General features: G+C 69.1%; 19 protein-coding genes and 1 pseudogene. 7 read left to right on the top strand and 13 right to left on the bottom strand.

Annotated features, from left to right (window positions below):
- Positions 1–70: 70 nt before the first annotated feature.
- A complete protein-coding gene (locus CSW60_RS08120) occupies positions 71–1,312 on the top strand; it encodes a hypothetical protein (protein WP_099536777.1) in 1,242 nt (413 codons plus the stop codon).
- Between the two features lie 100 nt (positions 1,313–1,412).
- Complete coding sequence (locus CSW60_RS08115) at positions 1,413–2,186, top strand: MerR family transcriptional regulator (protein WP_099536776.1); 774 nt, start codon at positions 1,413–1,415, stop codon at positions 2,184–2,186.
- A 135-nt stretch (positions 2,187–2,321) separates the two neighbouring features.
- Here the strand turns inward: CSW60_RS08115 and mutL are convergent, their stop codons facing one another.
- On the bottom strand, positions 2,322–4,235 hold the full coding sequence (gene mutL, locus CSW60_RS08110; RefSeq protein ID WP_099537611.1) for a DNA mismatch repair endonuclease MutL: 1,914 nt from the start codon (positions 4,233–4,235) through the stop codon (positions 2,322–2,324).
- 99 nt (positions 4,236–4,334) lie between these two features.
- On the opposite strand from mutL, the pseudogene CSW60_RS08105 reads away from it, so the two are divergent.
- Positions 4,335–5,389, top strand: a pseudogene (locus CSW60_RS08105) (TraB/GumN family protein); the annotation flags it as partial.
- 58 nt (positions 5,390–5,447) lie between these two features.
- Complete coding sequence (locus CSW60_RS08100; RefSeq protein WP_099536775.1) at positions 5,448–6,392, top strand: TraB/GumN family protein; 945 nt, start codon at positions 5,448–5,450, stop codon at positions 6,390–6,392.
- A gap of 291 nt (positions 6,393–6,683) precedes the next feature.
- Here the strand turns inward: CSW60_RS08100 and CSW60_RS08095 are convergent, their stop codons facing one another.
- The 7 genes from CSW60_RS08095 to CSW60_RS08065 all read right to left on the bottom strand — a co-directional run bounded on the left by CSW60_RS08095 (position 6,684) and on the right by CSW60_RS08065 (position 13,484).
- Positions 6,684–7,253, bottom strand: a complete 570-nt coding sequence (locus CSW60_RS08095; protein WP_099536774.1) for a DUF3035 domain-containing protein — start codon at positions 7,251–7,253, stop codon at positions 6,684–6,686.
- 113 nt (positions 7,254–7,366) lie between these two features.
- Positions 7,367–7,864 (bottom strand): signal peptidase II, encoded by a 498-nt coding sequence (lspA, locus tag CSW60_RS08090; protein ID WP_099536773.1) that lies wholly within the window; start codon positions 7,862–7,864, stop codon positions 7,367–7,369.
- 137 nt (positions 7,865–8,001) lie between these two features.
- Positions 8,002–10,908, bottom strand: coding sequence for an isoleucine--tRNA ligase (gene ileS / locus CSW60_RS08085; protein WP_099536772.1), 2,907 nt, complete (start codon positions 10,906–10,908; stop codon positions 8,002–8,004).
- A 77-nt stretch (positions 10,909–10,985) separates the two neighbouring features.
- Positions 10,986–11,030: a hypothetical protein gene (locus CSW60_RS23635; protein ID WP_181242883.1), complete on the bottom strand. Its 45-nt coding sequence runs from the start codon at positions 11,028–11,030 to the stop codon at positions 10,986–10,988.
- A 169-nt stretch (positions 11,031–11,199) separates the two neighbouring features.
- Complete coding sequence (locus CSW60_RS08075) at positions 11,200–12,141, bottom strand: bifunctional riboflavin kinase/FAD synthetase (RefSeq protein ID WP_099536771.1); 942 nt, start codon at positions 12,139–12,141, stop codon at positions 11,200–11,202.
- On the bottom strand, positions 12,141–12,563 hold the full coding sequence (locus tag CSW60_RS08070) for a MaoC family dehydratase (protein WP_201722989.1): 423 nt from the start codon (positions 12,561–12,563) through the stop codon (positions 12,141–12,143). The genes CSW60_RS08075 and CSW60_RS08070 overlap by 1 nt, the downstream gene beginning before the upstream one ends.
- Positions 12,564–12,623: 60 nt before the next feature.
- Positions 12,624–13,484 carry a TIGR01459 family HAD-type hydrolase gene (locus tag CSW60_RS08065; protein ID WP_099536769.1) on the bottom strand — a complete coding sequence of 287 codons (861 nt, stop codon included), beginning with the start codon at positions 13,482–13,484 and terminating at the stop codon, positions 12,624–12,626.
- A gap of 146 nt (positions 13,485–13,630) precedes the next feature.
- Here CSW60_RS08065 and CSW60_RS08060 point away from each other — a divergent pair, with 146 nt between their 5' ends.
- Positions 13,631–14,197: an NnrU family protein gene (locus CSW60_RS08060; protein ID WP_099536768.1), complete on the top strand. Its 567-nt coding sequence runs from the start codon at positions 13,631–13,633 to the stop codon at positions 14,195–14,197.
- Between the two features lie 137 nt (positions 14,198–14,334).
- Here CSW60_RS08060 and CSW60_RS08050 read toward each other — a convergent pair whose 3' ends face one another.
- From CSW60_RS08050 to CSW60_RS08040, 3 genes are all read right to left on the bottom strand, one after another.
- Positions 14,335–15,021 (bottom strand): 2OG-Fe(II) oxygenase, encoded by a 687-nt coding sequence (locus CSW60_RS08050; protein ID WP_099536767.1) that lies wholly within the window; start codon positions 15,019–15,021, stop codon positions 14,335–14,337.
- On the bottom strand, positions 15,018–15,245 hold the full coding sequence (locus CSW60_RS08045) for an Ada metal-binding domain-containing protein (protein ID WP_099536766.1): 228 nt from the start codon (positions 15,243–15,245) through the stop codon (positions 15,018–15,020). The genes CSW60_RS08050 and CSW60_RS08045 overlap by 4 nt, the downstream gene beginning before the upstream one ends.
- A gap of 66 nt (positions 15,246–15,311) precedes the next feature.
- Complete coding sequence (locus CSW60_RS08040) at positions 15,312–16,583, bottom strand: EAL domain-containing protein (RefSeq protein ID WP_099537609.1); 1,272 nt, start codon at positions 16,581–16,583, stop codon at positions 15,312–15,314.
- A gap of 189 nt (positions 16,584–16,772) precedes the next feature.
- Here CSW60_RS08040 and CSW60_RS08035 point away from each other — a divergent pair, with 189 nt between their 5' ends.
- Positions 16,773–17,108, top strand: a complete 336-nt coding sequence (locus CSW60_RS08035; protein ID WP_099536765.1) for a FeoA family protein — start codon at positions 16,773–16,775, stop codon at positions 17,106–17,108.
- Positions 17,109–17,163: 55 nt separating this feature from the next.
- Complete coding sequence (feoB, locus tag CSW60_RS08030) at positions 17,164–19,035, top strand: ferrous iron transport protein B (RefSeq protein WP_099537608.1); 1,872 nt, start codon at positions 17,164–17,166, stop codon at positions 19,033–19,035.
- Positions 19,036–19,049: 14 nt separating this feature from the next.
- On the opposite strand, the gene CSW60_RS08025 is transcribed toward feoB, so the two are convergent.
- Both CSW60_RS08025 and CSW60_RS08020 read right to left on the bottom strand, forming a co-directional pair.
- Positions 19,050–20,075, bottom strand: coding sequence for a helix-turn-helix domain-containing protein (locus CSW60_RS08025; protein WP_099536764.1), 1,026 nt, complete (start codon positions 20,073–20,075; stop codon positions 19,050–19,052).
- Positions 20,076–20,377: 302 nt separating this feature from the next.
- Positions 20,378–21,256: a 3-hydroxybutyryl-CoA dehydrogenase gene (locus CSW60_RS08020; protein ID WP_099536763.1), complete on the bottom strand. Its 879-nt coding sequence runs from the start codon at positions 21,254–21,256 to the stop codon at positions 20,378–20,380.
- Between the last annotated feature and the right edge of the window lie 102 nt (positions 21,257–21,358).

Here is a 21,358-nt window from a genome sequence, read left to right as displayed (position 1 = left end):
GCCCGCGGGTCGCCGCTTTTAGCCGGGGTCCTCAACGAATTGGCGAGGATTCCTACCTAATGTTGCACTCATGACGGCCATCGCCTGCCTCCGAATCCTGTTCAACGCCGCCGGCGAAAGCCAGCCGGGCGAAGTCCCGAAGTCCAAGGCGCAAGCCGTGGCCGACGCCTTCCTCAAGGCCCGATGGCGCGCGCCGCGTAAGTGCGGGGCCGTGGCGCCGCTGGCCTTCGTGCTGGCCGACAACCGGGTCGAGACGCTGGATCCCACCGAGATGCAGGCCCTGGCGGCCGAGCTGGAGCAGGTGCTGTTTCCAGGCGGCGAAGGCGGCGAGATCTGCTTGATGACCTTCCAGGGCGACGAGACCGCCGTCCTGAAGTTCGCCAGCCTGTCGCAGAAGGAGCTCGCCGGCCTGGTCGCGGGCAAGGGTTATGGCGGCGCGGCGGGCCGGGTTCACGTGATCACCGCCGACGCGGTCGAGTCCGTGCCCAGCACGCACGAAGAGGCCAAGGCCCTGGCGGCCGAGAAGGCCGCAACCGAGGGCGCGGCGGACGCCCCTGCGGCCGACAAGCCGGCCAAGGCCGTCAAGGCGCCGGTCCAGCCCAAGGCGCCGCCGCCTCCGCCGCCTCCGCCGCCGCCCCAGACGGGCTGGTGGGGGATCTATGACCTCTCGGCCAACGCCTTCGTCGCCTCGCTGATCGGCATGCGCGCCGACCTGCTGGAGCCGCCGCCGGAAGAGGACGACAAGCTCCTCAAGCGCGATCTGGTCTGCCTGACCGACGCCCAGGCGGCGCTGAAGGCGGCGACGTTCGGCGAGATCCTGGTGCCGTTCGGCTTCTGGAACCTGACGACGCAGCACGCCCTCGATTCCTACAAGAGCCGCCTGTCGCGCTATCCGCTGGACCAGCAGCCGCGGCTGGTCGCCACCATCTACGGCACGCCGCGCGAGGCTTCGCTGGGCATGCTGCAGCAGATGCGCGCCTTCCTGAAGGGCAGCTTCGCCTTCATGGACCTGCGCGTCGACGACGCCACCTTCCCGATCCACGGCCTGCCGCCCGAGCTGATCGACAGCGTCACCCTGCTGCTGACCGGCGAGACCGAATTCGACAGGATGAGCACCATTCAGCGGTTCGCCGAGCGAAAGACCCTCTACGAGGGCAAGGGCGTGCTGCAGGGCGTGGCGGGCGTGGCCTCACGGGCCGAGATCGAGGCCTGCCGGGCCGGCGGCGTCACCCGCGTCCAGGGCCCCGCGATCACCACCCTGCTCGACAAGCCCCTGGCCGCCGCCGAGGGCGCGCCGATCGCCCTGAGCTAGCCGCCTGAATTTTTCTGTTCCGGCGCGCTTGACCCTCACGCCGCGTGATCCCTGAGTGACCTGGCCATCGAGAGGCAAGGTCGACGAAAGGACACCAAGGTTGAGCGTCTACACGGTCAAGCAGATGGCCAAGCTGTCCGGCGTCTCGGTGCGCGCGCTGCACCACTACGACGCCATCGGCTTGCTGAAACCCCGCGCCGTCGGGGCCAATGGCTATCGCTATTACGACCGCCAGGACCTGTTGCGCCTGCAGCAGATCCTCTTCCACCGCGCCCTGGAGACTCCGCTGAAGGACATCCAGGCCGCGCTGGACGACCCGCGCTTCGACCTCGCCGCCGCGCTCCGCGCCCAGCGGATTCGCCTGGCGGCCGAGGCCGAGCGCTACGCTCAGTTGGTGACCGTCGTCGACCGGACCCTCGCCAACCTCGAAGGAGACGAGACGATGGACGACAAGATGCTTTTCGAAGGCTTCGACCCCAAGAAGCAGGCCGAGCATGAGGCCTGGCTGGTCGAGCACTACGGCGACGAGGCCGCCCAGCGGATCGCCGACGCCAAGGCCGGCATGACGACCTGGGGCAAGAAGGACTGGTCCCACTTCCAGGAGGAGGCCAAGGCGATCGAGCACGATCTGGCCAAGGCCTTGAAGCAGGGTCTGCCGGTCGACAGCGAGCCGGTGACGACGATCATGCGCCGCCACTGGGCCTGGGTCGGCCGCTCCTGGAACCGCGAGCCGACGCCCGACGCCTTCAAGGGCCTGGGTCACCTCTACCAGGAGAACCCTGAGTTCACCGCCCGCTACGAGGCGATCGCGCCGGGGCTGACGGAGTATTTCGCCGAAGCGATGCGCGTGTTCGCGGAGGGACGAGGGGCCTGAAGAGCGCCCCCTCCGTCACGCGGTTTCACCGCGCGCCACTTCCCCGTTTCACGGGTGAGGAGGATAACCATCCTCCCTCGCGAAGCGGGGGAGGTGGACCGGCGCGAAGCGACGAGACGGAGGGGGGCGCCAGTCTCACCGCCGCCCGAACAGTTTCTCGATGTCCGCCAGCTTCAGTTCGACATAGGTCGGGCGGCCGTGGTTGCACTGGCCCGAGTGGGGCGTGGCCTCCATCTCGCGCAGCAGGGCGTTCATCTCGGCGCCGTTCAGGCGGCGACCGGCGCGGACGCTGCCGTGGCAGGCCATGGTCGAGCAGACCTCTTCCAGCCGCTCCTTCAGGGCCAGGGCCGCGCCGTTCTCGGCCAGGTCGTCGGCGATGTCGCGGATCAGGCCCGCGGCGTCGGTCTTGCCCAGCAGGGCGGGGGTCTCGCGCACCAGCACCGCGCCGGGGCCGAAGCTCTCGATGACGAGGCCGAGCGCGGCCAACTCCTCGGCGCGGGCGACCACCCGCTCGGCCTCGGCCGGATCGAGGTCGACGACCTCGGGCAGCAGCAAGGTCTGGCGGGCCACGCCGCCGGCCGCCATCTCGCCCTTCATCCGCTCGTAGACCAGACGCTCGTGGGCGGCGTGCTGGTCGACGATGACCATGCCGTCGCGGGTCTGGGCGACGATGTAGGTCTCGTGCACCTGGGCCCGCGCCGCGCCAAGGGGGTAGTCGATCGGGTCGAAGGGCGCCCCGGCGCCTTGATAGTCCGTAGGCGGACGGTCGTTGAAGGCGACGGTTCCGTAGGCCTCGCGCACCACCTCGGCCAGCTCGCCGCCATAGCTCGGCTCAACCCGCGCGGAGACCTCGCTCAGCCCCGGCAAGTCCATCGGGCGCTGCGTCGGCGGCGTCCAGCCGCCTTCGCGCCAGGCCGAGAAGCCGGCGGCCGACGGGCCGGGCTGGTACTGGGGTTGATAGCCGGGGAACGGGCTCTGCTGGGCGCGGATGCTGTCCAGGGCCTGGGCCGCCACGGTGGTCGAGGCGCGGTGGCCGGCGCCGGCCAGGGCGTGGCGCAGGGCCCCGACGATCAGGCCGCGCACCAGGGCCGGATCGCGGAAACGCACCTCGGCCTTGGCCGGGTGGACGTTGACGTCGACCTCGGTCGGGTCGAGCGTGACATAGAGCGCGGCCGTCGGGTGACGGTCCCGCGCGAGGAAGTCGGCATAGGCCGCGCGCAGGGCGCCTTGCAGCAGGCGGTCGCGGACGGGACGGCCGTTGACGAACAGGTACTGGTGGGCGGCGTTGCCCCGGTTGTAGGTCGGCAGGCCCGCGAAGCCCGACAACCGCACGCCGTCACGGGTCTGGTCGATCTCCAGGGCGTTCTCCTGGAACTCGCGACCCAGCACGGCGGCCAGGCGCGCCAGCCGCCCTTGCGGGCCCGGATGCTCGGGCGGCAGGCGCAGCACCCGGCGGCCGTCGATATCGAGCGAGAAGCCGACGCTCTCGTTGGCCATGGCCTGGCGCTTGATCTCTTCGGTGATCGCCAGGGCCTCGGCGCGCTCGGACTTCATGAACTTCAGGCGGGCGGGCGTGGCGTAGAACAGGTCCCGCACCTCGATCCGCGCCCCGTGCGGGCCGGGGAAGGCGGCGGGGGCGACCTCGCCGACCTGGCCGCCCTCGACCAGGATCGAGAAGGCGTCCTTCTGCCCCTTGGCGCGCGAGCTGATCTGCAGCCGCGCCACCGAGCCGATCGACGGCAGGGCCTCGCCCCGGAAGCCCATGGTGTGGATGCGCAAGAGGTCCCACAGGCCGTCGGCGTCGGGCGCCAGCTTGGAGGTCGCGTGGCGCTCGATGGCGACCGGCAGCTCCTCGGCCGACAGGCCGCAGCCGTCGTCGGCCACCAGGATGCGGGTCAGGCCGCCGCCATGAGCCTCGACCTCGATCCGCGTGGCGCCGGCGTCGATGGCGTTGTCGACCAGCTCCTTGATGGCGCTGGCCGGCCGCTCGACCACTTCGCCGGCGGCGATGCGGTTGACGGTCTCGGGCGGCAGGCGGCGGATGGGCATCAAGCGGACTTTCACGAAGCACGCCGGCGAGACCGCCGACATTGCAACTCCTTAAGTTGCCGAACGAAGGCCGATCGGCCAACCAGATGGAGATCGAAAACCTTAGCTCGATTCCGCCGTCGTTCGAGGAACTGAAGATAGTGACCCTGACCCGTTTCGCCGCCGCCGGCCTGGCGTTTTCGTTGTTGTGCGGCGGTTCGGCGATGGCGCAGGGCCAAGGCCAGGGCAAGAACGAGGTCTCGATCCACCAGACCAAGCCCGTGGACCTGACGCCGGTCGACAGCCAGGCCAACCTGGTCGAGGCGCTGATCGTCAACGCCCGCCTGCCGGGGCCCGCCTGGTGGAAGGTCTCGGACGGCGACACCACCGTCTATGTGATGGGCGTCCCCGCCTTCGCGCCGCAGAAGCTGGATTTCGACGACTCGGTGCTGCGCCGTCGGCTGGACGGGGCCAACGTGCTGATCATCGGCCAGGAGCCGGAGGTTCGGATCCTGAGCCTGCTGGCCCTGATCCCGGGACGCGGCAAACAGTTCATGATGGACAAGCCGATGCGCGACACCCTGCCGCCCGACCTGCGCGCCCGGCTGGAGAAGCAGCTCAAGGCGCGCGGCAAGCCGCTGAGCGAGCATGACGACATGAAACCGGCGCTCGCGGGCTTCGTCATCGCCAACGAGCGGGGCGGCGGAGTCTCGATCACCGTGGGCGACCTGACCAAGCACATCCGTGACCTGGCCAACAGCAAGGACCTCAAGGCGCAGCCCCGGATCAAGAAGCTGGACGACTACGACCTGATCGGCATGGTCAAGTCGCTGGCCGAGGCGCCCCAGCCGCTGCAGGAGCTGTGCCTGGACGCTGGTCTCAAGCAGGCCGAGAACGGCCTGGCCAGCGTCCGCGAGACCGCCGAACAATGGGCCGAGGGTCAGGTGCGCGAGGTCGTTTCGGCCGATCGCGGCTTCCAGCGCTGCCTGGCCTCGACGCCCTGGATCGCCCGCCAGTTCAAGGAGGGCCAGGACGACGCGGTCGGCGCGATCACCTCGGCGCTGAAGAAGCCCGGCAAGGCCGTGGCGGTGATCGAGCTGCGTTCTTTGCTGGCCGAAGGCGGCGTCCTGGATCGCCTCCGCGCCAAGGGCTTCACCGTGACAGCGCCCGAATAAGGCCAAGCTTCCGCCACACCGTCTCGCCAGGGTTGAGCCAGGACACGGAGGGGGTGAGATGCGGAAGATCCTGGCAGGCCTGATGCTGGCCGCGACGGCCCTGGGCGGCGCGGCGCGGGCCCAGGCGATCGACGACCCCCAGGCCAATGTGGTCGAGGCGCTGGTGGTCAGCGCCAAGCTGCCGGGGCCGGCCTGGTGGCGCGTGTCGGACGGCGACACCACGATCTATGTGATGGGGACGCCCAGCGCCCTGCCCAAGGGCATGGCCTGGGACAGGTCGGTGCTGGAGCGCCGGCTGGACGGCGCCTCGGTGCTTTTGACGCCGCCGGAGTGGCGCGCGGGGCTGGGCGACATCCCGGCCCTGCTGAGGTTGCGGGGCAACCTCAAGGACGACGGCGACTGGACCGGGCGGTCCCCCGCGCTGGCCGCGCGCACCCAGCGCGCCTGGAGCGGCGTCGATCCGAAGAACGCCGGCGAATGGCGCAAGTGGAAGCCGCTCTTCGTCGCCCTGCAGCTGAACGGCAAGGCCAACAGCCAGGCCCAGCTCCAGACCGCGCAACCCGACAAGACCATCAAGGACGTGGCGCGCAAGCAGCGCGTGAAGACGCGGCCGGCGGCGGTCCACAAGGCCATGCCGATGCTGAAGGCGCTGGTGCGCGAGCATAGCGAGGAAGCGGGGCTGACCTGCCTGTCCGAAACGCTCGACGCGACGGAGGCCGGGCCGGCGCCCATCCGAGCCGCCGCCGACGCCTGGGCCCAGGGCCGGGTCAAGGACGCCCTGGCCGGACCGCGCAGCGCCGAACGCTGCGAACTGCTGATGCCCGGCGTCGCCGATCTCAAGCGCCAGTTGGTCGACGACGAGGTCCAGGCCCTGACGGACTTGCTCAAGACCCCGGGCCACGCGGTCGCCTACTTCCCCTTGCGGGCGCTGGTCGCCGAGAACGGCGTGCTGGACAAGCTGCGAGCGCGCGGGATCACGGTCCGGACGCCGGGAGAGGGGTAGGGAGTCAGAATCCCTCTCTCTTAGAGAGAGGGAGGGGCCCATGCGGAGCATGGGAGGGTGAGTGGTCACCCTCTCAGAGTAACGCTCTGATGTTCAGTCGCGCCGCTACCGACCAACTGTCGCCAGAACGAGCCTCTCGGCTGGCCTCGTATCCACTCACCCTCCCACGCCTGCGGCGCGGGCCCCTCCCTCTCTCCAAAGAGAGGGATTCCGGTGGCGGCTTCCCAAAACAAAACGGCCCGGAACCGAAGCTCCGGGCCGTCTCGAATCTCTCGGCGGAGATGTCCGGCCTTACAGGCCCGGCAGCTTGATGCCGCCCTTCTTCTCGCGGCTGATGACCACGCCGCCCGTACCGACCAGCTTCTTGAGGCGGGCCTCTTCGGCGGCGGCGTCGACTTCCATCGGGGCGTTGGCGCCGGCTTCGGCGGCCGTCGTCACGTTGGTGGTCTTCTGACCCTTCTTCCAGAACATCACCTTGCTGGCGAAGCTCTCGTCCTTGTGGGCCAGGTCGCCGGTCTCGTCGTCGACGACGAAGCGGATCAGAGGATCGGCCTTGTCCGAGCCGGCGCGGGCGACCAGCAGCTTCTCGCCTTCCGAGCGGCCGGCGGCGTTGCTCTGGCCGATCAGGGCGGCGCGGGCCGCGCTTTCGGGCTGCAGCTCTTGCGGGCGCGGCTCGCCGGGCGCCGGCGGACGCAGCGAATAGTCGGGCGGAACCACCAGCGGGGCCTTGCTGACCACGCGGAATTCGTCGGGAACGACCTTGTCCATCCCCAGGGCCTTCTTGGTCGAGGTGCAGCCGGCCAGGCCGATCGCGGCCACGACGGTCAGGGCGCTAACAGCGGCGACCCGTTTGAAACTCATCAAACCATGCTCCAGCAGAGCCGACCCCCGGCCCAAAAATTCGGACGCTCTCGATACGACATCCTCGCGCGGGCGCCAATGTCCCACGCGATTGCGGCGGCAATCGGCCAAAACTACTCGGTCTGATGCGACAGTTTGCTCTCTTCGGACAGGAAGCTGTCCAGCAGCAGCAGCGCCACCCCGATCGAGATCCCCGAGTCGGCGACGTTGAACACCCAGGGGAAATAGAACCGCGAGACGTCGATGAAGTCGACGACATAGCCGTACATCACCCGGTCGATCAGGTTGTTGCCGATCGCGCCGCCGATGATCATGCCGATGCCCAGGGCCGGCAGCAGCTTCTTGGCCTTCCGCGCCCAGACGACCAGGGCGATCACCACCACGATCGAGAAGCCGATCAGCAGCCAGCGGCCCCAGTCGCTGTTCTTCAGCAGGCCAAAGCTCATGCCGTAGTTGTGGACCATGGTCAGGTGCAGCGGGCCCAGCAGCGGGACGCTCGCCCCCTGCTCGCGGCCCAGGAAGCCCAGGATCCAGAGCTTGGACAGCTGGTCCAGCACCAGGACGGCGGCGGCGACGGCGTAGGCGGTCCAGCCGAGGCGGGTGATTTTCAAGCGCGTCGTCCCCTTCTCGAAATCCTCTCCCTTGGGAGAGGAGGGACCCGCCGCGAAGGCGGCGGGAGGTGAGGGGTTACGGCCGCCGACGGCTTATCCCCTCACCCCTGCCCCTCTCCCCGTGGGAGAGGGGGATTTTAGTGCGTCGCGTCCCAGTGGGCCACGGCGTCGGCGTCGCGAAGGCTAAGCTCCGGATAGCGCGGATCGGTTCCCACCTCCGGCAGGATCCGCCACGAGCGGGCGCACTTCTGGCCCTCGGCGAGCTTGGGATCCACCGACACGCCCTTGACCTCGTCGACGCGGAACGCGCCCGCGTCGCCGGCGACCAGGGTGGCGCCGCTGGTGCGGAAGACTTCGGCGGCGTCCAGGCCTTCGAAGGCGGCCAGCAGGTCGGCGTCGGCGACGTGCACCACCGGCGCGGCTTCCAGGGCCGAACCGATGCGCTTTTCGCGGCGTTCGACTTCCAGGGCGCCGGTCACCACCGAGGTGACCTTCTCGACCTTGGCCCAGCGGGCGGCTTCGGCGTCGTTGCGCCAGGCGTCGACCCGCGCCGGGATCACCCGCAGCGCGACCGGACCGGCCTCGGGGAAGCGGGTGGTCCAGGCCTCTTCCATCGTGAAGCTGGCCAGCGGGGCCAGCCAGATGGTCAGGCGGTCGAACACGTAGTCCAGCACCGTGCGATAGGCGCGGCGCTTCAGGGCGTCGGGGCGGTCGCAATAGAGGCTGTCGCGGCGGACGTCGAAATAGAGGGCCGAGAGATCCCCCTGGCAGAACTCGATCAGCGGCCGGATCACGTCGCTGAAGCGGTAGCTCTCATAGGCCTCGCGCACCTGGCCATCCAGCTCCCACAGGCGGTGCAGGATGTACTTCTCCAGCGGCGGGAAGTCGGCGTAGTCGGTGACGCGCTCGGCCTCGTCGAAGCCGGCCAGGGCGCCCAGCAGGTAGCGCATGGTGTTGCGCAGCTTGCGATAGGCGTCGGTCGTGGTGGCCAGGATCGTCTTGCCGATCCGCTGGTCCTCCGAATAGTCGACCATGGCGGCCCACAGGCGCAGGATTTCCGCGCCGGACTCCTTGGTGATCGCCTGCGGCTCGACCGTGTTGCCCTTGGACTTGGACATCTTCTCGCCGTTCTCGTCCATGGTGAAGCCATGGGTCAGGACGGCCTTGTAGGGCGCGCGGCCGCGGGTGCCGGAGCCTTCGAGCAAGCTGGACTGGAACCAGCCGCGGTGCTGGTCGGAGCCTTCCAGATAGAGGTCGGCCGGCCAGTGGCTGTCGGCGCGGCCCTCGATCGTGAAGGCGTGGGTGCAGCCACTGTCGAACCAGACATCGAGGATGTCGGTGATCTTCTCGTACTGGGCCGGGTCGTGGGCGCCCAGGAAGTCGGCGTCGGGACGGGTGAACCAGGCGTCGGCGCCGCCCTCGCGGATGGCCGCCAGGATCCGGGCGTTCACCTCGGGGTCGTTCAGCGGGTGGCCGGTGTGCTTGTCCACGAACATGGCCAGCGGCGTGCCCCAGTTGCGCTGGCGGCTGATCAGCCAGTCAGGACGCGTCTCCACCATGGCGCCGATGCGGTTGCGGCCGGCGTCGGGGTGGAAGGCCGTGTCGGCGATGGCCTGCACGGCGACCTCGCGCAGGGTCTTGCCGCCCAGCGAGTCCACGGCGTGGTCCATGCGGATGAACCACTGCGGGGTGTTGCGGAAGATCACCGGGGCCTTGGAGCGCCAGCTGTGCGGATAGCTGTGCTCGACGCGGCCGCGCGCCAAGAGGTTGCCGGCCTCGATCAGCTTTTCCATGACCGCGCCGTTGGCCGGCCCGAACTTGCCGACCTTCTTGCCTTCGGTCTCGAGGACCTTGAGGCCCGCGAACAGCGCCACATGCGGATAGTAGGCGCCGTCCGGGTCGACGGTGTCGGGGATCTCGCGATGACCGTGGGCCAGCCAGACCTGGTAGTCGTCGGCGCCGTGGCCCGGGGCGGTGTGGACGAAGCCCGTACCGGCGTCGTCGGTCACGTGGTCGCCGGCCAGCATCGGCACCGCGAAGCCGTAGTGGCTGTCGAGGTCGGCCAGCGGGTGGGCCAGCACCATGCCTTCGCAGTCGACGCTGTCGACCTTCTCGAAGGTGGCGACCTTGGCGGCCTTGAAGACGTCGCCCGCCAGCTTCTCGGCCACGATCAGGCGATCGCCCGGCTTGGCCCAGGGCTCAAACTCGAGGCCTTCCTCCAGCGCCTTCACCTCGAAGACGGCGTAGGGGATGTCGGGGTTATAGGAGACCGCGCGGTTGGCGGGGATGGTCCACGGCGTGGTGGTCCAGATCACCAGCTTGGCGCCCTCGGCCACGTCCGGTCCCTCGACGACCGGGAACTTCACCCAGATCGTGGGCGAGACGTGGTCGTGGTACTCGATCTCGGCGTCGGCCAGGGCCGTGCGCTCGACCGGGCTCCACATCACGGGCTTCGAGCCGCGATAGAGCTGGCCGGTGGCCAGGAACTTATGGAACTCGGCGACGATCGTGGCTTCCGACGAGAAGTCCATGGTGGCGTAGCGGTTCCACCAGTCGCCCAGCACGCCCAGGCGCTGGAACTCGGTCTTCTGGGCCTCGATCCAGCCGCCGGCATAGGCGCGGCACTCGCGGCGGAACTCCTCGGCGGGGACCTCGTCCTTGCGGCGGCCTTGGGCGCGGAACTTCTCCTCGATCTTCCACTCGATCGGCAGGCCGTGGCAGTCCCAGCCGGGCACGTAGTCGACGTCGTAGCCGAGGGCGAAGCGGCTGCGGACCACGAAGTCCTTGAGGATCTTGTTCAGCGCGTGGCCGATGTGGATCGCGCCGTTGGCGTAGGGCGGGCCGTCGTGCAGGACGTACAGGGGCGCGCCGGCGGCCTGGCGCTTGGCGCGCACCGCGCCGTAGAGGCCCTTCTCCGAGAGGGCGGCCCAGCCCTCCAGAATCTCGGGCTCCTTCTTGGGCAGGCCCGCGCGCATCGGGAACGGGGTGTCGGGAAGAAAGACGGTCTCGCGATAGTCGCGGGCGGGCGTGGCGTCGTCGGCCATGGGATGAAAATCCGGCTCTGGAAATTTCGGAAGAGGGCGGGAAAACCCGGCGCGCGCTGGAGGATCGTCCGGCGGCGTCACGCCGGGCGGATAATTCGCGAAATCTTCCGAACGGAACTCATGGCGTGGGGGATAGCAGAGGGAGGGCGCTGAGCCAATAGATGCTCCCCCGTGATACGGGGGAGCTGTCACGGAGTGACTGAGGGGGCGAGCGGGAAGTCGGCCGCGTTAGCCCCCTCCGGCCCTCTGGGCCACCTCCCCCGCGTCGCGGGGGAGGAACTGGCGCGCTCCCTAAAACGCCGGCGCGACGATCGCCCGCGCCGCCTGCTCGTCCCGATGGATCTGCTCGATCATCAGGTCCAGGCTGTCGAACTTCAGCTCCGGCCGCAGGAAGGCGACGAGGTCGGTTTCGATGATCTGGCCGTAGAGATCCTCGTCGAAGTCGAACAGCCAGGTCTCCAGTCGCGTCTCCACGACGCCCGTCGTCGGGTTGTTGCCGAGATTGGCGACGCCCGGGACCTCGCGGCCGTCCGGCAGGCGGGTGCGGGTGGCGTAGACGCCGAGCTTGGGGACGACATAGTCCTCGACCTCGACATTGGCGGTCGGAAAGCCCAGCTGGCGGCCCAGCTGCTGGCCGCGCCGCACCACGCCCTCGATCGCGAACGGCCGGCCCAGGATGTGCGCGGCCTGTTCGGGGCGGCCGTCGCGCAGGGCCTCGCGGACGCCGGTCGACGAGAACTTCTCCTCGCCCTCGCCGCCCACGGGCTCGGCCACCGAAACGGTGAAGCCGTACTCGTCGCCATAGGCCTTCATCAGCTCGGCGCTGCCCGAGCGGCCGCGGCCGAACGAGATGTCGAAGCCGACGGCCACATGCTTCACGCCGAGCCCTTCGACCAGCACCTTCTCGACGAACTCTCGGTCGCCGAAGCTGGCCATCTCGAAGTCGAACGGCAGCAGGTAGAAGACATCGACGCCCAGGCCCGCCAAGGCGCGCGCCTGCTGGCCGTGGGTCATCAGCTTGAAGGCCGGTTCGGTCGGGCGGAACAGTCGGCGCGGGTGCGGGTCGAAGCTGACCACGCCTAGCGGGGTCTGGCCGGCCAGGGCGGCTTTCGCGGCCTGGGCGATCACCTGCTGGTGGCCGCGATGCACGCCGTCGAAATTGCCCAGCGCCACCGACGCGCCGCGCGCCTCGGCCGGCAGGTCCTTCCAGGCTTGGATCGTCTTCAGAGGCATCAGGCGGCCTTGCGGGGGACCATGACCACGGCCTCGCCATCGACCACCGGCTTGCCGTTCACAAGGCACACGGTCGAGAAGGTGACGCGGGCCTTGGCCTCGTCGATTTCGGTGATGGTGGCGCGGGCGGTGACCTCGTCGCCGATCTTGACCGGCCGCTTGAAGCGCAGGGCCTGGGACAGGTAGATCGCGCCCGGGCCGGGCAGGGTGGTCCCCAGAACCGCCGAGATGTAGCCGGCCGACAGCATGCCGTGGGCGATGCGCTCGCCGAAGCTGGTCTTGGCCGCGTAGTCGGCGTCCAGGTGGACGGGATTGTTGTCGCCGGTCACTTCAGCGAAGGCCTCGATGTCGGCCTCGCCGACGGTGCGGACCAGCTCAGCCGATTGGCCGACGCTCAGCTCTTCCAGAAACTTACCCTGCATGACGCTTTCCCCTCGGGTTCTTATTGTGCGTTGCACACAGCATAGCGTTCCGAAGCTCGATCACCAGACCAGATCACCGACGGCGTGCGTGGCGCCGACTTGCTCGGCTTCGAGCAAAGCCAGCACCGCTTCCGGGTTCAGGCGGCCGTCCGGGCCGATCGCCTTCTCGCCGTGGATGCCCTTGGCGATGAACAGGCAGGCCAGTTTTTGGTCGTGGGCCCCCTTCACGTCGGTGATGACGCCGTCGCCGACGCACAGCACCCGGTCGCGGTCGACAGGACGACCAAGCAGGCGCTGCGCCTCCGCTAGCGCCAGGTCATAGATCGCGCCATAGGGCTTGCCGGCCATCACCACCTTGCCGCCCAGGCTCTCGTAGAGATCCGCCAGGGCGCCGGCGCAGAAGATCAGCTTGTCGCCGCGCTGCACGACGCGGTCCGGGTTGGCGCAAATGAACAGCAGGCCCCGTTCGGCGGCGACCTTCAGGCGGTCGCGATAGTCCTCGGGGGTTTCGTTCTCGTCGTCATAGAGGCCCGAGCACAGGATGAAGTCGGCGTCCTCGCAGCCGGCCAGGGTCAGGTCGAAGCCGGCCCACAGCGGCGCGTCGCGCTCGGGCCCGACCTTCCAGACCTTGGTCCCGGTATGCGGCGCCAGCAGCGCCCGGGTCGCGTCACCGGAGGTGACGAAGCCGTTCCAGGCCGAGCGGGGGACGCCCAGGCTATCCAGTTGCGCGACCACGTCGGCCGACGGGCGCGGTGAGTTGGAGATCAGCACCACCGGGCCCTTCTCCTGGCCCCACTTGGTCAGGGCCGCGCAGGCTTCCGGAAAGCTCGCCACCCCGTTGTGGATCACGCCCCAGACATCGCAGAGCACCACGTCGTAGCGGTCGGAGAGGGCGCTGAGGCCAGGCGGGAAATCCATCATGCTGGGGCGGTACCGGTCGGGAGGCGGGGCGTCAATGTCGCCGGGCCCTTAGCTGTTCCCCCGCGCGCCGGAATTCAAGACCGCGCGGCGACGCTTCCGAAGACGAGTGTTCCATGGCTATCCTCCCGCAACCTTGGGAGGGGCCGATGACGATACTGATCCTGGGTCTGGTGGTGTTCTTAGGCATTCACTCGGTGCGGATCCTGGCCGCGCCGCTGCGCGACAGCCAGATCGCCGCCAACGAGAAGCGCTGGAAGGGGCTCTACTCGCTGATCGCGGGTCTGGGCTTCGTGCTGATCATCCTGGGCTGGATCGCCGCCCGGCCGACCGCGCCGCAGGTCTATGACCCGCCGGCCTGGGGGCGTCACGCGGCCATGGGGCTGGTCTGGGTCGCCTTCGTGCTCCTGGCCGGCGCGAACGGTCCGGTCGGCCGGATCAAGGCCACGGTGCGCCATCCGATGCTGCTGGGGACCATCGCCTGGGCCAGCGGCCACCTGCTGGCCAATGGCGACCTGGCCTCGATCGTCCTGTTCGGGGCGTTTCTCGCCTGGGCGATCCTGGACCTGATCTCGGCGGTCAACCGGAGGGAGCCGGCGCCGGTCGTGACGAAGCCGATCGCGGACGTGATCGCGGTGGTCGGAGGGACGGTGTTGTACGGGGTGTTCGTGCTCTTCCTGCACCGGCTGCTGTTCGGCGTCTCGCCTATGGGGTGAGGGGTGGCGGGGGTCAAGATGCTCCCCCGCGATGCGGGGGAGCTGTCGCGAAGCGACTGAGGGGGCTAATGCGGCATGGGCCGAGCTAGCCCCCTCCGGCCCTCTGGGCCACCTCCCCCGCAACGCGGGGGAGGAACCTAAAGCGCATCGTGAAAGATCACGCCCAACGTCCGTCTCCGCCCGGACCGCACCTCGCTGACCCCATGCCGCAGCACCCGCCGGTGCACGCCGCGCGTCCCCTCGGCCGGGCGCTCCCGCACCGCGAAGATCACCCCCTCGCCCTGCCTTAGAGGAACCACCTGCGGCGCCGACTGCTGGCGGGGGCGCTGCTCGACGATCACGAACTCGCCGCCGTCGAAGTCGCGGCCGGGCTCGTCCAGCAGGAACGCCGCCTGCAGCGGGAAGACGTGCTCGCCGTAAAGGTCCTGATGCAGGCAGTTGTAGTCGCCGGGGCCGTAGGTCAGCAGCAGCGGCGTGGGCCGGACCTGACCCGCCGCGTGGCAGCGCGCCAGCATCTCGTCCAGCGTCTCGGGGAAGCGGTGGTCCTGGCCCAGCCGCTCGGCCCAGCGATTGGCGACCTGGGCCAGAGGGCCGTACAGGCCCTGCCGCAGCCGCTGCACCAGGTCCGGCAGCGGATAGCTGAAGTACTTGTACTCGCCGCGCCCGAAGCCGTGGCGGGCCATGACCACCCGGCTGCGGAAACCGTCGTCGCGCGGATAGAGGTCGGCGATGTTGGCGCAGGTCTCCGGCTTCAGCAGGGGGCCGGTCAGGGCCCAGCCGCGAGCGTCCAATTCGGCGCCGATACGGGTCCAGTCGAGGTTCACGCGGCCTCGCGGTCGGGCTTGCAGCGCAGGCAGGCGCGGAAGCCGGCGGCGCGGGCGCTCTCTCGGCTATCGTGGAACTCGACGTTCTTGCGCAGCGGCCGCCCGGCGCAGCTGGCGACGCAATAGACGCCGGTGGTGCGAACGGCGACGTAGAAGGCTCCGTCGGCGGCGCGATCACGCGTCTCCCACGCGGCCCAGCGGGCGTCTTCGGTGTCGTAGGCCATGAGGGGCTCCTTTCGAAGGAGACCCTGCCGCCAACGCGTGGCGGCGTCATTCCGATGCTTGCGGCCTTACCAGCCCACCGCGCGACGACGCGGGCCGCCGCGCATGAAGTCCGACGGCGGCTCGGCTTCGGCCAGGATGGCGTCGCGGATGGCGCGGGGCTCGCCGAACAGGTTGCCCTGGCCGTAGCCGATGTCGAGGTCGAGGATCTCGGCGACCTGCTTCTCGGCCTCGACCTTCTCGACGATGACCTCGATGCCGTAGCGGCGGGTCAGCGAGGCGAAGTCGGCGGCGTTCAGGTCGGGCAGGGAGGCGATGACCAGCTTGCCGTCCTGCTCCTCCAGCTCGTTCATCATCATCTGGGCCGCGACCTTCAGGTAGCGCACGTCGGCGCGCGCCAGGTCCTGGAAGTCGATGTCCAGGTCGACGACCTTGTCGAGGCTGAAGCTGAAGCCCAGGCTGGCCAGGCGGGCCATGTGGCGGGCCTCGACCGGGCCGCGGCGCTCGAAAGCGTCCTGGCCCAGCTCGAAGATCACCGCGCCGGCCAGGTCCTTGTTCTCCTGCATGAACTCCAGGAACTGCGGGAAGAAGGCCTCGTCGCCCAGGCTGGCCAGCGAGATGTTGCAGAAGATGCCGACCTTGCGGTCCTGCTTGGCCAGGCGCCGGACGATCTGAACGCAGCGGAACAGCAGCAGATTGTCGATGTTGCTCATCAGGCCTTCGGGCTCGGCCACGGCCAGGAACTCGGCGGGCATCAGCACGCGGCCGCTCTCGTCGCGCAGGCGCGAGAAGCTTTCGTAGTAGACGGTGCGGCGCTGGGGCAGGCTGACGATCGGCTGCAGGTAGAGGTCGACGCGGTTGTCGGCCAGGGCCTCCTGCACCATGCGCAGCAGGCGGTCGCCTTGCGGGGCGCGATCGGACAGCGGGCCGCGCGGGGCGGCGGCGGCGGCGGCCGGTTGGCTCAACTGGCGCTCCAGCCGGTCGTTCATCTTGTGAACGAGGTCTTCCAGGTGGCTGACCTCGTTGGACAGCGCTTCGGTGCGGCGCTGGGCGTCGGCGGCGACGACCTCCATCAGGTCGGTGACGCGGCCGTCCACCTTCTCGACCTGATCCAGCAGGATGGCGTGGGCCTCGCGGACGGTGTCGATGTCCAGGCGCAGGGCCGCGCCCAGGAAGGTCTGGGCCAGCAGGCCGTGGAACGCGAAGCAAAGGCCCAGCATGCCGATGAAGGCCGAGACGCCGACAGCCGGGGTCGCGCCCATCCTCCAGAGGAAGAGGGAGACAATCAGGGCCAGACAAAGATAGGCGCCCGTCAGGAGCGCCAGCATCAGCTTACGCATCATTTCGCCTACACGAATCAATACGAACCATCAGACCGATCCGAGCACCGAGAGTCGAATAGATTAACGCCCCTGCGCCAAACGGTCCCAAGGATCCTTAACGGCTAGCATACACCCGCCTCCGTATTATCGCTGAATCGACATTCGCGCGCTCGACTGATAATCGTTCGCAATCTTATCGGAGCGGTTATGTCCGAAGCGTTCGTCCTGTCCCCAGAATTCGAGCCTGTCGCCGTCGATCCCACTGGGGATCCGGCCGGCGTCCGCCCCCTGGCCGTGGCCGGTCCGGGTGATCGCGGCGTGATCGTCAAGGTCACGGGCGTCTCCGGCGCGGCCGAGGCCGTGGCCGCCGAGGAACTGGAGCGGCGCCTGCTGGAGATGGGTTTCGTCGAGGGCGCGACGATCGAGGTGCTGCACCAGGGCCTGTTCGGTCGCGACCCCATCGCGGTCCGCGTCGACGACACCCGCGTGGCCTTGCGTCGGCGCGAGGCGGGCGCCGTCTCGGTGAAGTTCGACGGACGCTAAGACCTTGACCTCCGACACCAGCGTCGCCGCCACCGTTACCGACACCACTCTCAAGATCGCCCCGCTGGAGCCCGCTCGGGTCGCCCTGGTCGGCAATCCCAATTCCGGCAAGACCGCGTTGTTCAACGCCCTGACCGGCAGCCGCCAGAAGGTCGCCAACTACGCTGGCGTCACCGTCGAGCGGAAGGAAGGCGTGCTGACAGCCCCCAGCGGCCGCCAGATGCGCGTGCTCGACCTGCCCGGCACCTATTCCCTGCGCGCCCGCAGCCCGGACGAGGCCGTCACCCGCGACGCCGTCCTGGGCAAGCTGGCCGGCGAGGCCGCGCCCGAGGCGCTGATCTGCGTCGCCGACGCCACCAACCTGCGGCTCGTCCTGCGCTTGGTGCTGGAGCTCAAGCAGGTCGGCCGCCCGTTCGTGCTGGCCCTCAACATGTTCGACATCGCCCAGCGCCAAGGCCTGCGGATCGACCTCGAGCGCCTGTCGCAGGAGCTGGGCGCGCCGATCGTCACGACCGTGGCGACCCGCAAGCGCGGCCTGCCCGATCTACTCGCGCAGGTCGAGGGCCTGGTCGCCGCCCAGAAGCCTCACGCCGACAGCGTCTGGCGCGAGCCGTCCGCCGCCGAGATCCGCGCCGCCCACGCCGAGGCCCAGCGCATCTTCAAGGCCTGCGTGAAGCCGCCCGAGCGGCCCGACACGGTGACCGGCAAGATCGACGGCGTGCTGCTGCATCCGGTGGCGGGTCTGCTGATCCTGCTGACCTTGCTGTTCGTGATGTTCCAGGCGGTGTTCACCTGGGCCACCCCGGTCATGGACGGCATCGACGGCGCCTTCGCGGCTCTGGTCGAGTGGACCAACGCCCATCTGCCGCATGGCCTGCTGACCAGCTTCATCGCCGACGGCCTGATCGCCGGCGTCGGCAGCGTGCTGGTCTTCCTGCCGCAGATCCTGATCCTGTTCTTCTTCATCCTGATGTTGGAGGACAGCGGCTACATGGCCCGCGCGGCCTTCCTGATGGATAAGATCATGGGGGGCGCCGGCCTGCATGGGCGGGCCTTCATCCCGCTGCTGTCCAGCTTCGCCTGCGCGATCCCCGGCATCATGGCCACCCGCGTGATCGACAACCGCGAGGACCGGCTGACCACGATCCTGGTCGCCCCGCTGATGACCTGCTCGGCGCGCATCCCCGTCTACACCCTGATCATCGGCGCCTTCGTGCCGCACCAGACCGTTTGGGGCGTGCTGTCGCTGCAGGGGCTCGTCATGTTCGGCCTCTACGCCGGCGGCATCGTCTCGGCCCTGGCGGTCTCGTTCGTGATCCGGCGCGTGTTCTGGCGCGGCGCGGTCGAGCCTTTCATGATGGAGCTGCCGACCTATCGCTGGCCGGAGCCCCGCAACCTGCTGACCAATCTGTGGACCCGGGTGCGGATCTTCCTCAGCCGCGCCGGCCGCATCATCCTGCCGCTGATGGTGGCGGTGTGGGTGCTGTCGACCTTCCCCTATCCGCCCGAGGGCGCGACGGGGCCGGCCATCGACTACAGCTTCGCCGGCCGCATCGGTCACTTCATCGCCCCGCTGATGGCGCCCATCGGCTTCAACTGGCAGATGACCGTCGCCCTGATCCCCGGCTTCGCGGCCCGCGAGGTCGCCGTGGCGGCGCTGGGCACGGTCTATGCGGTGGGCGGCGACGCCGACGCGGCGGCCACGACCCTGGGCGGCGTCCTGGCCACCAAGTGGTCGCTGGCCACGGCCCTGTCGTTCCTGGCCTGGTACGTCTTCGCCCCGCAGTGCGCGGCGACCCTGGGCGTGGTCAAGCGCGAGACCAACGGCTGGACCTGGCCGACCGTCATGTTCGTCTACATGGTGTCGCTGGCCTATCTGGCCTCGTTCATCACCTACCACGTCGCCGTGGCGCTCGGAGCGGGCTAGGAGTTGGGCGCGGGCTAGAGCAGCCCCCGCAGCCAGTCGAACACGTCGTCGGGCCGCTCGATCGCCGAGAGGCCCTCGCGCCGCGCCGGCTCGCCCAGGGTCCGCAACCGGCCGGGGGTCATGCCGAAGCGGGCGCGGAAGGCGCGGCTGAAATGGGCGTCGGAGCGGAAGCCGACGCGATAGCCGATCTCGCCCAGGGTCTGCTGGTTGGCCTGGTCGCCGGTGATTTCGTCGAAGGCCTGGTCCAGGCGCCGCGCCTGGATGAAGGCGCTGACCCCGCCGATGGGTTCGAACACCTTGTAGAGCAGGCTGCGCGACACCCCTAGGTGGTCGCGGACCGTCTCCGGCGACAGATCCGGATCGGAAAGGTTCTGGATCACGAACCGCTGCGCCGAGGCCAGCAGCATCTTCTCCACGGGCCGGACGTCGTCGCCGGCGGGCGCGCCATGGGCCAGGATCACCGCGCTGACGAGCGCCGCCGCGGCCTTGCCGGCCAGGGTCAGGTCGGTCGCCGACATCGCCGCCGCGCCGGCCCAGGTCGCCCGGATGTGCGAGCCCAGCAGGCGGCCGCTGGGGCTGTCCTCGCTGACCACGCAGCCGTGGAAGTCGAGGTCGGCCGTCTGGGGCTCCAGCGCCGCGCGCGACAGGATCAGGTGCGCCGTCTCATAGGCCTCGGTGACCATGTCGAAGGGGCGAGCCATGTCGATCAGGCGGATCGCGCCCATCTCGCTGCTGGCGGCGCGGCCGTCATAGTCGCCGCGCCAGCCTCCGGACTCCAGCTCCAGCACGGCCATGACCGAGTCCGACACGTCGGCGGCGATGTGCGACAGCCTGCGCTCGTAGCGCTGCGGCACGCCCGAGCAGCGCGCCAGGACCACGCCGGCCAGGTTGTAGCCCTCCATCCGATTGTAAAAGGCCTCGTCCGGCGTCAGCAGGGTGACATCGAACAGATGGGCGCAGGCTTCGCGATACTGCTGAGCCGCGTCCGCGCGCTCGCGGGCGTCCAGGATCCAGAGGTCGCGACGCGCAGAGTCGGTCATTTCACGTTTAACGGGAAACGTTTGCAAAGGGCCGCGTCAGAGGACGGCAAGGCAAGAGAACGTGGATCTCTGGTCAATGACAACCTGGCCTTGGCGCGCGAGAAGGAGCGGGCTTTCGGGGCGCGCCGGTGGGGAAAATTGGCGAGCCGCGGAGAAGGTCGCCGGCTCTCCGCCAGAGCTGAGGCGACCAGGCTGTCGGGACCCCATCCCGCCAGCTTCGGGAGAGCGGGACGGTCTTGAATTGGTGAATTCGCGACGGTTCCGCTCTTCTTTGAAGCGCGTCCTTGATGGCGCCTAGGCGGCTAGCGCGTGGGGACCGGGGTCTCGCCGCGATAGTCGTAGAAGCCGCGACCGGTCTTCTTGCCCAGCCAGCCGGCCTCGACGTACTTCACCAGCAGCGGGCAGGGGCGGTACTTGCTGTCGGCCAGACCCTCGTGCAGCACGTTCATGATGCTGAGCACGGTGTCCAGGCCGATGAAGTCGCCCAGCTCCAGCGGGCCCATCGGATGGTTGGCGCCCAGCTTCATCGCCGTGTCGATGGCGTCGACCGTGCCGACCCCCTCGTAAAGCGTGTAGATCGCCTCGTTGATCATCGGCACCAGCACGCGGTTGACGATGAAGGCGGGGAAGTCCTCGGCGTTGCTGGTGATCTTGCCCAGCGACTTGGCGAAAGCCACGGCCGTCTCGTAGGTCGGGACGTCGGTGGCGATGCCGCGGATGATCTCCACCAGCTTCATCAACGGCACGGGGTTCATGAAGTGCAGGCCGATGAAGCGCTCGGGCCGGTCGGTCGCCGAGGCCAGGCGCGTGATCGAGATCGACGAGGTGTTCGAGGCCAGCAGCGTGTCGGGCTTCAGGTGCGGCTGCAGGCTGCGGAAGATCGACTTCTTGATCTCCTCGTTCTCGGTGGCGGCCTCGATGGCGAGGTCCGTGGCGCCGACGGCCTCCAGCCCTTCGGCGGGCGAGATGCGGGCCAGGGCCGCCTTCATGGCGGCGTCGTCGATGATCCCACGGCCCACCTGGCGGGCCATGTTCTTCTCGATGACGGCGAGGCCGGCGTCGATCCGCTCGCGCGAAACGTCGTGCAGCTTCACCCCGTAACCGGCCAGAGCGACGACATGCGCGATGCCCGCCCCCATCTGGCCGGCGCCGATCACGCCGACCGTCTTGATTTCACTCATGAACGCCAAGCCTTCGCTCGATATCGCGGCGGGCTGTCGCGCCCACGCCTTCGACTATGCCGACTTTTCTAGCACGAGAAACCACGACGCCGCCAAGGCTTT

The organism is Caulobacter sp. X (assembly GCF_002742635.1).
GTDB lineage: Bacteria > Pseudomonadota > Alphaproteobacteria > Caulobacterales > Caulobacteraceae > Caulobacter.
This window is presented reverse-complemented; position numbering and strand designations above follow the sequence as displayed.

Coding starts and splice junctions, on each gene's coding strand:
- CSW60_RS08075 (WP_099536771.1), bottom strand. CDS start 12,141: ATGCCTCTGAAGACGATCCAAGCCTGGAAGGACCTGCCGGCCGAGGCG.
- CSW60_RS08040 (WP_099537609.1), bottom strand. CDS start 16,583: ATGCGTAAGCTGATGCTGGCGCTCCTGACGGGCGCCTATCTTTGTCTG.
- CSW60_RS08065 (WP_099536769.1), bottom strand. CDS start 13,484: ATGATGGATTTCCCGCCTGGCCTCAGCGCCCTCTCCGACCGCTACGAC.
- CSW60_RS08070 (WP_201722989.1), bottom strand. CDS start 12,563: ATGCAGGGTAAGTTTCTGGAAGAGCTGAGCGTCGGCCAATCGGCTGAG.
- CSW60_RS08020 (WP_099536763.1), bottom strand. CDS start 21,256: ATGAGTGAAATCAAGACGGTCGGCGTGATCGGCGCCGGCCAGATGGGG.
- CSW60_RS08035 (WP_099536765.1), top strand. CDS start 16,773: ATGTCCGAAGCGTTCGTCCTGTCCCCAGAATTCGAGCCTGTCGCCGTC.
- CSW60_RS08025 (WP_099536764.1), bottom strand. CDS start 20,075: ATGACCGACTCTGCGCGTCGCGACCTCTGGATCCTGGACGCCCGCGAG.
- ileS (WP_099536772.1), bottom strand. CDS start 10,908: ATGGCCGACGACGCCACGCCCGCCCGCGACTATCGCGAGACCGTCTTT.
- CSW60_RS08095 (WP_099536774.1), bottom strand. CDS start 7,253: ATGAGTTTCAAACGGGTCGCCGCTGTTAGCGCCCTGACCGTCGTGGCC.
- CSW60_RS08100 (WP_099536775.1), top strand. CDS start 5,448: ATGCGGAAGATCCTGGCAGGCCTGATGCTGGCCGCGACGGCCCTGGGC.
- CSW60_RS08060 (WP_099536768.1), top strand. CDS start 13,631: ATGACGATACTGATCCTGGGTCTGGTGGTGTTCTTAGGCATTCACTCG.
- CSW60_RS08045 (WP_099536766.1), bottom strand. CDS start 15,245: ATGGCCTACGACACCGAAGACGCCCGCTGGGCCGCGTGGGAGACGCGT.
- mutL (WP_099537611.1), bottom strand. CDS start 4,235: ATGCCCATCCGCCGCCTGCCGCCCGAGACCGTCAACCGCATCGCCGCC.
- CSW60_RS08120 (WP_099536777.1), top strand. CDS start 71: ATGACGGCCATCGCCTGCCTCCGAATCCTGTTCAACGCCGCCGGCGAA.